This window comes from Psychrobacter sp. ANT206 (assembly GCF_056880555.1).
The window spans coordinates 1,756,182-1,769,460 of record NZ_CP096271.1 but is presented as its reverse complement, the minus strand read 5'-3'; the positions used below and the strand labels follow the sequence as shown (position 1 = coordinate 1,769,460).

The window sequence follows — 13,279 nt, the reverse complement described above, 5'->3', positions numbered from 1 at the left end:
ATCGCGATTTATCTTAGCCTAACAAAAAGCCCAACAATAGGCTTGTTGGGCTTTTGAATGCTTATAATGTCTTATGCTATATGCTTAGTAAGACAGTTCAGCACGGCGGTTTTGGGCATAGGCATCTTCGTTCGTACCAGCAGCAGCAGGACGCTCTTCGCCATAGCTGATGACACGGATATTATTTGCTGCAACGCCTTGTGCTGCAAGATAATCACGTGCTGCTTGGGCACGGCGCTCACCCAATGCGATGTTATATTCGCGGCTACCGCGCTCATCGGTGTGACCCGCGATAACTACGCCTGCATTTGGGTTAGATTTTAACAGACCCGCGTGTTGGTTTAAGACACCTGCAGATTGTGAAGTGATTGCACTGCTGTCAAAGGCAAAGTATACAACGGCTTGGATGTTCTCAGCACCGGTGATAACTGTGTTTGAGTTGTCTACGATAACTGCACCATTGTAGCCAACTTGACCACCTGGGATACCTAGTGGGGCAACGACGACTTCAGAAGTGGCGCGCTTGGTGGCACAACCTGATGCTAGAACAACAGCGCTTGATAATACAGCGAGGGCAGCGATTTTTGAAAAACTGGTTGACATAATAAGCTCCAAAAATTTTAATGAATTACATTTGTTGTTGTAAACTGCTTACGATAAAACTTAGGCAATTGCTATCTATAATATACTAAATGTTACTTTATGTAAGTACTATTACTGTAAATAATGCTAGAGTTTACAAATAGATATAATGCGCATTACGCCAAAATTTACGTCATTATATAGGGATTCTTATCATCGTTACCTTTCTTATTTTAATTTATCAGTAACCTTGAAATTTGGCGCTTTAAGTCAATGTACTTAGGTATCTTACATAGGTATTGCGACAGTATCAAAGTGTCGCTTAAGTCTTGCTATAAAGGCTGTTATAAATATAACCATCATAAAAACCAATAGGAATCTATATGTCTACCGCTGAAAACGATGCGCAAATCATCAATGCTGAAATGCCTGATGTACCTCTCCATGCGCCTAGTAAAATCAATTTAAAAGACTATCAAAAGCCAAGCTTCGATGTTGAAACTGTCAGCTTAGATATCAAGTTATTTGAAGACCATGCACAGGTAGACAGTACTCTAAAGATGGTACGTCAAAGCGCAGGCGATATCGTTTTATTTGGTGAAGATTTAGAGCTGTTGGCTCTGTCCATGAATGGTGAGGTATTGAGTGCTGAAGGCTATGAGCTGTCAGCAGGTAAGCTTACGATTAGTGATGCTCCTGATGCGGTGACATTGGCGCTACAAGTGCGTATCTGTCCACAGACCAATACTGCCCTTGAAGGGTTTTATATGGCGGGCAGTGGTGATGAGACGATGTTCGTCACCCAGTGCGAGCCAGAAGGTTTCCGTAAAATTACCTTTTATCCAGACCGCCCTGACGTACTCGCGATATTTACCACTCGCCTTGAAGCAGACAAGCGCTATCCAACACTACTAGCCAATGGTAATTTGGTTGAAGCGGGGGAGATGATCGATGCGCCAAACCGCCATTATGCGATTTGGCATGATCCGACCAATAAGCCAAGCTATCTGTTTGCTTGTGTGGTCGCTGACTTGGATGTATTAGCGGATAGCTATACGACCAGTGAAGGTCGAGAAGTCTTGCTTGAAGTATATGCAAAGTCTGCCGATATCGATAAGTGTGATGTTGGTATGCAAGCACTCAAAGATTCGATGCAATGGGATGAAGTTAATTACGGTCGTGCTTATGACTTAGATCGTTATATGATCGTTGCAGTCAGTCAATTTAATATGGGTGCGATGGAAAATAAAGGGTTAAATATCTTTAATACTGCCTGTGTATTATCGAGCCCTGAAACTACGACTGATACTCGTAGCTTTAGCGTAAAAGCTATTATCGCCCATGAGTATTTCCATAATTGGACGGGCAATCGGATTACTTGTCGTGATTGGTTTCAGTTATGTTTAAAAGAAGGCTTTACCGTTTACCGCGATCAGTCGTTTTCAGCGGATCAGCAATCAAGCGCGGTACAACGTATCGATGACGTCGCGACTTTGCGTGCCCATCAGTTTGCAGAGGATGCAGGACCACTTGCCCATCCTGTACGTCCTGAGAGTTTTGTTGAGATCAATAACTTTTATACCACCACCGTTTATGAAAAAGGCGCTGAAATTGTCCGTATGATAGCCAATACCTTGGGCGCTAATGATTTCCGAAAAGGGACGGACGAGTATTTCCGTCGTTATGATGGTCAAGCGGTCACGGTTGAAGACTTTTTATCTGCGCTTAGTATTACTAACGATAAAGTAGAAGAATTTATCGATTGGTATCGCCAGCCAGGTACGCCAGTGGTGTCCGGTCATCAAGACTATGATAGCGCCACGCAAACATTGACCATTACGTTGAGTCAGCAAACCCGCCATGTGAGCGGCTTTGATGCGCCAAAACCCTTGCCTATTCCAGTTGCAACGGCATTATTTGATAAAGAAAGCGGCAAAATTATTGCTGAGCGTATGTTGCTATTAGACCAAGCCAAACAAACCTTTACTTTTGAAGGCGTAAGTGCTGAGCCTGTGGTGTCTTTGCTACGTGATTTTAGTGCGCCTGTACAGCTGAATTATGATTATCAAGATGAAGATTTGGCATTTTTACTTAAACATGAAACCAATGGCTTCAATCGTTGGCAAGTGACACAAATGCTGGTCAACCGTATTTTATTGCCCACCCAAAGCACAAAGAGCAATCCTGATGTTTATCTAGCGGCATTGGCGCAGACATTGCCAGTGCTCGCAGGTGAAGATGCAATGCTAGCAGCGCGTTTACTTGATATTCCATCAGCTCAAGAGTTGGCGGCTGCTATTCCTGAAGATTATGATCCAGAAGTGGTCAAAGCGCAGCGTGAAGGTTTGTATCAGCAGCTAGCAGAGGCGTTAAAAGATCAATGGGAAATGCTTTACAAGCAACTGCCATTGCACTCTTATGAAGACAGTGCAGAAGCTCGTGGTGAACGGGCACTACGTAATGTGGTACTCGATATGGCATTGACGGCGAACGTGGAAGGCGCTGGAGAGTGGGCACAGCAGCAGTATGATAATGCCAGCTGTATGACGGAACGTTTTGGGGCACTAAAGGCCATGGTCAATCATCAAGTGGCAAATGCTGATGCGTACTTGGCAGATTTTTATCAGCGTTTTCAAGCCGATGATTTGGTGATTGATTTGTGGTTTAGTGTCCAAGCATCTGCTGACAACGTCAATGCTGATGTTATTAAATCACTATTAGCACATGAAGATTTCGATTGGAATACGCCCAATCGCGTACGTTCAGTCATCAGCGCTTTTACCTCGCAGCCAACTGCATTATGGACGCAACAAGGTTTGGATATCTATACAGACGTGATTAAGAAGCTAGATGATTCTAACCCGATGATAGCCTCGCGCTTACTACAAGTATTGGCACGTTGGAATACATTAGCTGAGCCACGCCGTCAAATGGCTCATTTGCAGCTGCTCGATGTGCAGCAGCAAGTATCCTCTAAGCATGTGCATGAGAGTCTAAGCAGTGTACTGGGTACAGTGACTGCATAGAGCTGTCTTAGAAAACTAAAGTCATAATCTTAAACATGAAAAAAGCCCGTCTGACAATTTAGTGTCAAACGGGCTTTTTTGATAAGTAGCTATTAACGGTTAGGTAGGATGTCTTTGACCATATCACGTAAGTTACGTAGTGCTGTGACCGTGCTGTCCCAATCTAGGCAACCATCTGTAATTGACATGCCGTATTCGAGCGCATCCAAATCAGCAGTCAGCTCTTGGCGACCGCCTTTTAAGTGACTCTCAATCATCATACCGATGATGGACTTGTTGCCGTTTCTGATTTGCTCCGCGACGTTTTGGATCACCATCGGTTGCAAGTAAGGGTCTTTACCAGAGTTGGCATGACTTGAGTCAATCATAATCTTGCTACTAGTTTTACCTTTGGCAAGCGCGTCTTCTACTTGAGCGACTGCTGTTTCATCGTAGTTAGGCTTACCATTGCCACCGCGTAATACCACGTGAGCATAAGGGTTACCTTTAGATTTGATGATAGACACTTTACCATCTGAAGAAAGACCTAAAAAGCTATGACCCGCTTTTACCGCTTGCATGGCGTTGACCGCAACAGTCATGCCACCATCAGTACCATTCTTAAAGCCGACTGGGCATGATAAGCCTGAGCTCATCTCACGGTGCGTTTGGCTCTCGGTCGTACGTGCGCCAATCGCTGACCAGCTGATCAAGTCCTGCATATACTGCGGTGTATTCGGGTCAAGCGCTTCAGTAGCACAAGGTAGGCCTTTTTCATTGAGATCAAGCAGTAGCTTACGGGCTGTACGCAAACCTTTTTCGATATCAAAGCTGTCATTCATATCGGGGTCATTAATCATGCCTTTCCAGCCAACGGTCGTGCGCGGCTTCTCAAAATAGACACGCATCACAACGAATACGCTGTCTTCAATCTCTTTCGCCAATATGGCTAAGCGATCAGCATATTCATGAGCGGCTTTGATGTCATGAATAGAGCATGGACCAATAACCACAAACAAACGCTTGTCTTTGCCATCCAAGATGTTTTGGATAGTGTGACGACCATTTAAAACGGTTTTATAGGCTTCGTTTGATAAAGGAAGTTCGGTTTTTAGCTCATTGGGTGTGATTAATGGAATAAATTTTTCAATATTCACGTCGTCAATTTCTGCATTATGGGTAGCGGTTGTTATCATGATTATATATCGTCTAGCTGATTTATAGGGACTTTCATTATGCGGACAAAAGTACCAGTTGACAAGGGCAGTCAAGCAGTTAATTGACTGATAACTGGAATGCTGATGCGAAAACTTGGTTATACTTGATGATTATAGGTAGGATAAAGAGACGTTTATGCCACTGTATTTCTTCGGGCAGCTTCGCTATTTTTATCATCGTCACGTATGATGGCAGTATAAATAGCTGAATTTTAGCACCACAAATGCCGCTGATTATGATGGTGCGTATCCTATAATAGATACCCTATGTTATATTTTATAATATCCATGTTTTTTCCCTTGTACGACTTTCACTGTAACACTTTATTATTAAGAGCTTTTCATGACCGATAACCATACGCTTCAGACTGATTTAACTGCGCCATTTGATACTCACGAGTTGGCTAATGTAGCGCGTGAGCCGCTCGTTATCGGTATCGTCGCTGGTGAAGTATCAGGAGACAGTCTGGGTGCAGATTTTATGCAGCAGATGAACAATCTACGTGATGACATCGTTTGGGTCGGAGTGGGCGGTACCAAAATGCAGGAACAAGGGCTTAATAGTATTTTTCCATTGTCCCGTTTGGCAGTGATGGGTCTGGTAGAAGTCATGGGGCAATTGCCTGATTTGCTTAAGGCGCGTCGTGAGTTGCTGGCTGCTTTTAAAAAGGCGGATATTGATTGGTTTATTGGCATAGATGCCCCTGATTTTAATCTACGAGTGTCTAAAAAATTAAAGCCTAAAGGCGTGTTTTGCGTGCAATATGTTAGTCCTTCTATCTGGGCTTGGCGCGAGTCACGTATTCATAATATTAAAGCGGCAACCCACTTGGTATTGTGCCTGTTTCCGTTTGAGCTGCCTGTTTACGAGCGTTATAAGCATCCGGCGATATGCGTTGGGCATCCACTGATGCATACCATTGACCAGTCACTGCTCGACATACCAATCAATCAGCGCCGTAGTGAGCTGGTCTGGCACAACGATGGCTTGCAGCAGTTTTTTATCGAACGCTTTGATGAGGTCAGTCAGCTTATTTGTGTGATGCCGGGCTCACGCCGCGGTGAAATAACGGCTATTTTACCCTTGATGCTAGACGGTATCCAAAAGCTGCTTTTATTGGACCCAAAGCTTTGCTTTATCATCCCAACTGTCGATCAAAACCATCAATATATCGTCCAAGACGTGATTGATCAGCGCTCAGAGCAGCTGCGCGCCGCCATCGTGGTGGTCTATGATGATAGCCAGCCAACCTTTAGTCAGCAGGCGATGGCGGCATCAGATATTGTGATGTTAGCCTCAGGTACCGCAACGCTTGAGGCGATGCTACTTGAGCGTCCGATGGTCGTCGTCTATCAGCTGAATCAGCTAACCTATCAGATTGCTAAACGTCTGGTCAAAGTGCCCTATGTGGGTTTGCCAAATATTTTGGCAGCTACCGCGATCGTACCGGAGCTTATTCAAGAGCAAGCAAGTGGTGACAATATCTGCCGTACCGTCATGCGCCTTTTGCAGCCACGTGCTTATGCGGAGCAATTGAATGCGCTGATTCAGACCAAGCATCTTTTGCAACAGCAAAGCAATCATGAGCCTGCCAATAGCGTGATTGAACAATGGTATCTGCAAAATTATCCGTCGAAAACGCCGCAGATCTAGTAAGAAAATTCATTACATACCTTTTCATTTCATAAAATAAGACAATAAAATTAATGAATAGCATGCTACATATAGAGAGTAATCTTTTAAAAATTGAACGCAGTATCGAGCAGATTGATATAAAAGGACAATATATTAATTTGGCTTCTCCCATTTATTTATCTGGTCAACTTAATATCAACGAATTACTTGCGCAATATTCGAACACTATTGCACAGAGTGATACGAGCTCAGTGCTTCAGATTGGTGTCGATGAAGCAGGGCGTGGACCATTATTGGGCAGCGTGAATGTTGCATCGGCAATATTACCACGTGCTTGGTCAGGACTGATTGAAGGGCAGCCTCTCAAAGATACGCCCTTATCGATACTGACGGACTCCAAGCAGTTGAGCGAAAAAAAGCGCGATATGCTGTATCCCTTGGTTCAGCAATATGCCATTGGTTATGTCATTGCTGATATTCCAGCGGCAGTGATTGACCAAGTGAATATCTTACAAGCTACCATGCTTGGGATGCGCTTATGTACTGAGATAATGTTAGAGGTCATTGCTTATCATTTGAATGACATGGCACAAGACATACATCAGCTGCATGCTGAAGTTTTGTTCGATGGGAATCGCTGTCCAGATTTAGATTATGCAAGGCTCGTAGAACTTGGTGTCGAAGAAGAAGTAGTTGACTGTCAAGCATGGGTCAAAGGTGATGCTCGTCATACCAGTATTGCTGCTGCCAGTATTTTGGCAAAAGTAAGCCGTGATAAGACCATGTATGCACTTGACGCTGAGTATCCTGAATATGGCATTGCCAAACATAAAGGCTACCCAACCAAAGCGCACCTCGAAGCGATTGAAACGTATGGTGTGTTGCCCGCTCATAGACGTAGCTTTGCACCAGTGAGAAAGGCGTTAGAGAATTAAGATTGGATAGAGATTGGATAGAGATTGGCTGATTTATTTAAATAAATAGCCTAAGTAAAAATATCTATTAATTTCATAATAAACGTACTTTGGTCAAATATAGTAATTTCCTAAAGCTTTATACTTTTTATTAAATGATATCCGAATAAGTATTCGATAATATCCGTTATACCCAAATTATTGTTCATAATAACCACGCCACTATCTTATAGGATAAGAGATGATCCTCAAATTGCCAGAAAAAAACCTCGCTGCAATCATATTATTAACGGCTTTTTTGACGGCCTGTGGCGGTGGCGAAGACTCAAACAATAGCGCTAACGACGTTACGCCAAAGCCAACAGCACTTGCTGCTAGCTCTGATGATACCTCGACTGATAAGCCCGATGACCAAACTGATAATGTAGCAAGCGACAATGAGGCACAAGCAGCATTAATCGCAAGTAATACCTTTAGTCTAGCGCGAACCAGCTGTGGTCTTGGTGGCTTGTCCGCTGACACCGCACTGGATAATATTGCGATTCAACATGCCAAATACATCAAGCACGTATTTGCTAACAGTACACCGACTACTTTTAGTCCACATTATGAAAATAAGATTGCGGATATCGCAAACGTTACAGGTGATAATAACCCGTTCTTTAGGGGCGTTAGCTTCACAGACCGGTTATTACAGGCAAAATATGGCAACGCCCGATATGGGGTGACTGAGAATATTGCCCAATCGGTTTACTATAGCTCGGCAGGCAATATTATAGGCTCTGATACAGTGGCAGGCTCAATGGCTAAGTCGTTATTGGCAGCGCCTTATCATCTGCGTTCTTTGATGCTACCCGGTTCAAGTTTGACAGGGACGGGCATGGTCACCTATAAGCCTTTTGGTAAGGATACGGCTAATAATCAAGGTTATGTATTAGTCAACCATGCCTCAGCGACGCAGGCGACCGAAGATAATACGGTAGCAGGAATATTCACTTATCCATGCCAAGGGGTCAGTGGTACCGTCACTGCGTTGTATAACGAAACACCAAGTCCGGTCAAAGGAACGGATCGTGACTTACAAACTGATCCTATCGGACAGCCTATTTATGTCAGTATGCCGTCTGCTCAAACGATTGATATCAGCAATGTTAAATTCCATGATATGCAGCGTAATATGGATGTGCCCATTGAGCTATTAGACTATCGCCAAGATCCCTATAAAAACACCATATATGAGCTACCAGCGAACGAAGCGTTCATCTTGCCCATTACGGACAATTTGAAAAGCTGTACAAGCACCAGTAAAAAAGACGCAAATTGTGGTTTACATGGCAATAGTGATTACCGTGTCAGCTTTGATATCTTAGTCGATAGCAAAGCCACAGAGCGTGAGAGCTTTACCTTTAAAACTGGTGCTGTGAACAATTAATTGCGTGATCTAAAAGACTTATTATAGAACAAGTTATAAAACAAGGGCTGAACCAGTTATCTGATTCAGCCCTTGTTTTATACAATGGTGAATCCACTATAAAAGCGTTATCGCGTCAAAACGACGAGTTCCACTGCTGCAAAAAGGCTTCTTCTTCATCCGTTGACGCACGATCTAACGTGTTATTGCGATGTGGGTAACGTCCAAACTGTTCGATAATCTCTTTGTGCTGCTGCTCAAAATCTAAAGTAATGGCATCATCGAGCTGCTCAAATAATGGCAGATAGCGACTATGAATCCTTAAAGATTCTGAATGCATAAACGGCATAATAGCAAATTTGCGCCATGTCATTGGTAAGGTAGAAAAATGTGGCTGCAATACGATTTCTTGAGCCAACACCAGCGCCATACCGTCTTGCGCAAAGGCTTCCGCTTTATTGCGGCATAAATTGCGTGAAAATTGATCTAAAACGATGATCTCTGCCAGACGCCCAGCTAAAGCGGTAATGGAGCTGTTGCAGTCGGTTGCTGCTTCTGAAATGCGCCAAGTGACGCATTCCCCTTGCTTTGCTGCTTGCCAAATTTTACCAAACCGCTCTTTTATTTGCTGATCAAATTCATGGCTTTGCTCGAACCAATACTGTTCATTGTCCTTATCAAACCAAAAATCCAATACAGCACACGCCTCTGAATCGAGATACTCTAAACTTATGTTTTTTGGATCAAGTGACGATAAATTGGCATGGCTTTTTGAGGTGGAATAATCGGTTGAGAGAGACATAAGCTATTCTAATTATGATAGATTTAGTCTACTATAGCGCAAATATTTATGTCTGTCATGATACGACCAGCAGCTATTAGGTAAACCTTATGAATACAAAAAATTCGCTACAAAACACTCAGTCATCATTACCACCAACGCCATATTACTTGCTTGATGAAGCCGCAATCGTCGCCAATATGCAGATTATCGCGCGCCTGTGCGAGTTGTCTGGCGCAAAAGCACTGCTTGCGCTCAAATGTTTTGCGACTTGGGGCGTGTTCGATATCATGCAGCCTTATCTGCATGGTACGACATCATCTTCGCTAAATGAAGTCAGATTGGGTTATGAGACTTTTGGTAATAATAGCGATGCTAGTAGCAAAGATAAAAAAGAAACACATGCCTATAGCGTGGCGTACAGCGCTGATGAGATGCCTGAAGTGCTCAGCTACGCCGATAAGATTATCTTCAACTCAATCTCCCAGTTAAATGCGTTTAAAGATCAAGCATCAGCGCAAAACATACCGATTGGGCTGCGCTTAAACCCAAAGACCAGCAACTCGTCATTCATTATTGCCGATCCTGCGCGTCCGTTTAGTCGTCTTGGCGAGCATGATAAAGATAAAATTGCAGCCGTGTTGAGTGATATTAGCGGTGTTATGATTCATAACAACTGTGAAAATGACAGCTTTGAGGCGTTTAGTGAGAGCTTGGCAGATATCGAAGCTCGATTTGGCGATGTTTTGCAGCAGCTTGAATGGGTCAGTTTGGGCGGTGGCATTCATTTTATTGCTACTGATTATCCACTCGAAAAACTTGCGGAGAGATTAAAAGCATTCAGCGAAAAATATGGCGTACAAGTCTACCTTGAGCCAGGTGAGGCAAGTATTCATGGTGCTGGCACGCTAGTCACAAGCGTTTTAGATACGATGCACAATGAAAAAAACCTAGCAGTAGTAGATTCATCCATTGAAGCACATATGCTTGATTTGCTGATTTACCGTGAGTCAGCGCCGATAACGGCTGTTAATAGTGATTTAATTAATATCGCCTCTCTTGATATCGATCCTACCAACATTGCACCCATAAGCGAGAACGCTAAATCAGCTGATAATACGATTATCTATGGTCGTTCTTGTTTGGCAGGCGATATCTTTGGTGAATATGCATTGCCAAATAAGCTAAAAGTAGGTGACACCGTTACTTTTGGCAACGCAGCAGGCTATACCATGGTGAAGAAAAACTGGTTTAATGGCGTGAATATGCCAGCGATTGTTATTCGCCGCTTAGATGGCAATATCGATATCCAACGCGAGTTTGATTATCAAGATTATAAGGCGAGCTTGTCATAACGCTATTAGGCGCATATTTGGCATGACCAAATGGTAATGCCAAACAACTATCTATAAATTTTTATTCGCTTTGACGTTTTTAAGTTATGTTGTAATTTTTGCCGAAAAGCCAGTAAAAATTGTTATAATTGCTACTGGCAAACACAGTAGGATTTGTCTAACGGGTGCGTGGGTTTTCCTCGGTCTTCCTTTTTAATTCACGCATATCATTCACTCGTTTCTGTTTTGCATAGCCAATATCAATGGTATCGACAGGGACACAAAGGAGGATTGTTCTTTGAACACAAACCAACAAGTTAAGCCTAGTAAAAAAGATGTACTTATTATCGGTGCTGGCGGCGTCGCTCAAGTAGTCGCACATAAATGTGCGATGCATAATGACGTACTTGGCGAGATTCATATCGCTTCACGTACCCAAGATAAATGCGATGCCATCGCTCAGAGCGTTATAGAAAAGAACAGCTTTAAGCAACCAGCGGTACTACATACGCATGAAGTCGATGCCATGGATACCCAAGCGCTGATACAGCTGATTGAAGATACGGGTATTCAAATCCTTATCAATGTCGGTTCGGCATTTGTGAATATGACTGTATTGGAAGCCTGTATTGAGACTGGCGTAGCATATATTGATACCGCTATTCATGAAGATCCTCGCAAGATTTGCGAGACGCCGCCATGGTATGACAACTATGAATGGAAGCGCAAACAGCGTTGTGCCGATAATAATGTCACTGCGATCTTAGGTGCAGGTTTTGATCCTGGTATGGTCAATGCCTATGCACGTCTTGGTTATGACATGATGGATGCAGGTTCAGTGACTGATATTGATATTATTGATATTAATGCTGGTAGTCATGGTAAATACTTCGCCACCAACTTTGATCCTGAGATTAATTTCCGTGAATTTACTGGTACGGTTTATTCTTGGCAGGACAGTAAGTGGCAGTCTAATAAGATGTTTGAAGTAAAGCGTACAGATGACTTGCCTGTTGTTGGTGTGCAAAACAGTTACTTAAGTGGTCATGACGAAGTGCATTCTTTATCAGCCAACTTAGATGTGCCCAATATTCGTTTTTGGATGGGCTTTGGTGAGCACTATATCAATGTCTTTACCGTTCTACAAAACTTGGGCTTATTGTCTGAGCAGCCAGTGATGACTGCTGAAGGACAAGAAGTTATTCCATTAAAAGTAGTGAAAGCGGTCCTACCAGATCCAAGTTCACTTGCGCCAAATTACACCGGTAAAACCTGTATCGGTGACAAGGTCAAAGGCAAGATTAATGGCGTCGATAGTGAGATATTTATCTATAATATCGCAGATCATAAAGATGCCTATAATGAAGTTGGTAGTCAAGGTATCTCTTATACTGCAGGCGTGCCACCAGTCGCCGCGGCGATGCTAGTTGCTACAGGCGAGTGGGATGCAGGAAAAATGGTCAACGTTGAAGAGCTTGATGCCAAGCCATTTATCAATCTATTGAATAAAATTGGTCTGCCTACGCGTATCAAAGATAGCGAGGGCGATAGAGCGCTTGAGTTTGATATCTAAATTCTCGTGTTGGCTTTTATTGTTCGTTAAATAAAAAGCACCCTATTGAGGCAGACTCGATAGGGTGCTTTTTTACGTATCTGCTTCTATAATAAAAATGAGTATCATAAAACTGATAGCTATAAATGGCATAAGGAGAATTGCTATGTCTTTAGAAAAATATAAAGTCTTCAACTTGATTGAGGATGTGACAAAGTTAAAAGTGTTATTTATTCTAGAATCTCCCTATATCAATGAATATATCCATCAGCATTCAGCGGCAGGCGAGTCGGCGATTGAGCTCACTCAATTTTTGATGACTCAAGGGTATTTAAAGGATTTTGATGCCCAATTGCCATTAGGCTGTAATATCAAAGCACTAAATTATCAGCCACTGGGTATTTTGAACTGCTCTACATTGCCACTAAATAAAGCGTTTTACCCTTGCGCTCTAAATAGTGAAGACTTAGCAAAAATGAATGAATTGGCAGCTATTAAAAAAAATTTAAATCAAAGTAATCCGAATAAATTACCTGTATATTTGAAGAAAAACGGTGTTTTTAAAGACTTTGTTAGCCGATTAACTGAAGTGCTTGAGCAAGCGCCAGCTGATATTATTATCGTACCTTGCGGCGATACCGCGATTGGGTTTGTGGATGCTTTTAAAACAATTTATCAGAAGCCTTTGACGGTTTTAAAGGGTTTGCCGCATCCAACTGAGCCAGATTGGGCTGAGAAGATAGCCACCATTAATTTGACCGATTATATCGCGCCTCAGATATTGCCTTAGCTATGATTGTACTCTGTCTATAATCGCCAAATAATAAATGCAAACCTTTCAAAGATG

At 42.8% G+C, this 13,279-nt stretch carries 10 protein-coding genes; 7 read left to right on the top strand and 3 right to left on the bottom strand.

Features of this window, described 5'->3' with window-relative positions:
* Positions 1-84 precede the first annotated feature (84 nt).
* Positions 85-603 (bottom strand): peptidoglycan-associated lipoprotein Pal, encoded by a 519-nt coding sequence (gene pal, locus M0221_RS07375; protein ID WP_483283418.1) that lies wholly within the window; start codon positions 601-603, stop codon positions 85-87.
* Positions 604-1,007: 404 nt separating this feature from the next.
* Here pal and pepN point away from each other — a divergent pair, with 404 nt between their 5' ends.
* On the top strand, positions 1,008-3,608 hold the full coding sequence (gene pepN / locus M0221_RS07370) for an aminopeptidase N (RefSeq protein ID WP_483284768.1): 2,601 nt from the start codon (positions 1,008-1,010) through the stop codon (positions 3,606-3,608).
* Between the two features lie 92 nt (positions 3,609-3,700).
* Here the strand turns inward: pepN and M0221_RS07365 are convergent, their stop codons facing one another.
* Positions 3,701-4,783, bottom strand: coding sequence for a 3-deoxy-7-phosphoheptulonate synthase (locus tag M0221_RS07365; RefSeq protein WP_133104564.1), 1,083 nt, complete (start codon positions 4,781-4,783; stop codon positions 3,701-3,703).
* A gap of 364 nt (positions 4,784-5,147) precedes the next feature.
* On the opposite strand from M0221_RS07365, the gene lpxB reads away from it, so the two are divergent.
* The 3 genes from lpxB (at position 5,148) to M0221_RS07350 (ending at position 8,786) form a co-directional block, all read left to right on the top strand.
* The gene (gene lpxB / locus M0221_RS07360) at positions 5,148-6,458 is read left to right on the top strand and encodes a lipid-A-disaccharide synthase (RefSeq protein ID WP_201532274.1); all 1,311 of its coding nucleotides are present in this window, start codon (positions 5,148-5,150) and stop codon (positions 6,456-6,458) included.
* Between the two features lie 53 nt (positions 6,459-6,511).
* Positions 6,512-7,375: a ribonuclease HII gene (locus M0221_RS07355; RefSeq protein WP_483283417.1), complete on the top strand. Its 864-nt coding sequence runs from the start codon at positions 6,512-6,514 to the stop codon at positions 7,373-7,375.
* 220 nt (positions 7,376-7,595) lie between these two features.
* Positions 7,596-8,786: a CAP domain-containing protein gene (locus M0221_RS07350; RefSeq protein WP_483283416.1), complete on the top strand. Its 1,191-nt coding sequence runs from the start codon at positions 7,596-7,598 to the stop codon at positions 8,784-8,786.
* A 115-nt stretch (positions 8,787-8,901) separates the two neighbouring features.
* On the opposite strand, the gene M0221_RS07345 is transcribed toward M0221_RS07350, so the two are convergent.
* On the bottom strand, positions 8,902-9,567 hold the full coding sequence (locus M0221_RS07345) for a DUF924 family protein (RefSeq protein WP_483283415.1): 666 nt from the start codon (positions 9,565-9,567) through the stop codon (positions 8,902-8,904).
* 89 nt (positions 9,568-9,656) lie between these two features.
* Here M0221_RS07345 and M0221_RS07340 point away from each other — a divergent pair, with 89 nt between their 5' ends.
* The 3 genes from M0221_RS07340 (at position 9,657) to M0221_RS07330 (ending at position 13,222) form a co-directional block, all read left to right on the top strand.
* The gene (locus tag M0221_RS07340; RefSeq protein WP_483283414.1) at positions 9,657-10,901 is read left to right on the top strand and encodes a carboxynorspermidine decarboxylase; all 1,245 of its coding nucleotides are present in this window, start codon (positions 9,657-9,659) and stop codon (positions 10,899-10,901) included.
* A gap of 277 nt (positions 10,902-11,178) precedes the next feature.
* Complete coding sequence (locus M0221_RS07335) at positions 11,179-12,453, top strand: saccharopine dehydrogenase family protein (protein ID WP_149409490.1); 1,275 nt, start codon at positions 11,179-11,181, stop codon at positions 12,451-12,453.
* A gap of 145 nt (positions 12,454-12,598) precedes the next feature.
* Positions 12,599-13,222 (top strand): hypothetical protein, encoded by a 624-nt coding sequence (locus M0221_RS07330; RefSeq protein WP_483283413.1) that lies wholly within the window; start codon positions 12,599-12,601, stop codon positions 13,220-13,222.
* The last annotated feature ends 57 nt before the right edge of the window (positions 13,223-13,279 follow it).

What these genes read in the sequence shown, in the direction of transcription:
- M0221_RS07365 (WP_133104564.1), bottom strand. Translation starts at nt 4,783, where the DNA reads ATGATAACAACCGCTACCCATAATGCAGAAATTGACGACGTGAATATT.
- M0221_RS07355 (WP_483283417.1), top strand. Translation starts at nt 6,512, where the DNA reads ATGAATAGCATGCTACATATAGAGAGTAATCTTTTAAAAATTGAACGC.
- M0221_RS07350 (WP_483283416.1), top strand. Translation starts at nt 7,596, where the DNA reads ATGATCCTCAAATTGCCAGAAAAAAACCTCGCTGCAATCATATTATTA.
- pepN (WP_483284768.1), top strand. Translation starts at nt 1,008, where the DNA reads ATGCCTGATGTACCTCTCCATGCGCCTAGTAAAATCAATTTAAAAGAC.
- lpxB (WP_201532274.1), top strand. Translation starts at nt 5,148, where the DNA reads ATGACCGATAACCATACGCTTCAGACTGATTTAACTGCGCCATTTGAT.
- M0221_RS07345 (WP_483283415.1), bottom strand. Translation starts at nt 9,567, where the DNA reads ATGTCTCTCTCAACCGATTATTCCACCTCAAAAAGCCATGCCAATTTA.
- pal (WP_483283418.1), bottom strand. Translation starts at nt 603, where the DNA reads ATGTCAACCAGTTTTTCAAAAATCGCTGCCCTCGCTGTATTATCAAGC.
- M0221_RS07330 (WP_483283413.1), top strand. Translation starts at nt 12,599, where the DNA reads ATGTCTTTAGAAAAATATAAAGTCTTCAACTTGATTGAGGATGTGACA.
- M0221_RS07340 (WP_483283414.1), top strand. Translation starts at nt 9,657, where the DNA reads ATGAATACAAAAAATTCGCTACAAAACACTCAGTCATCATTACCACCA.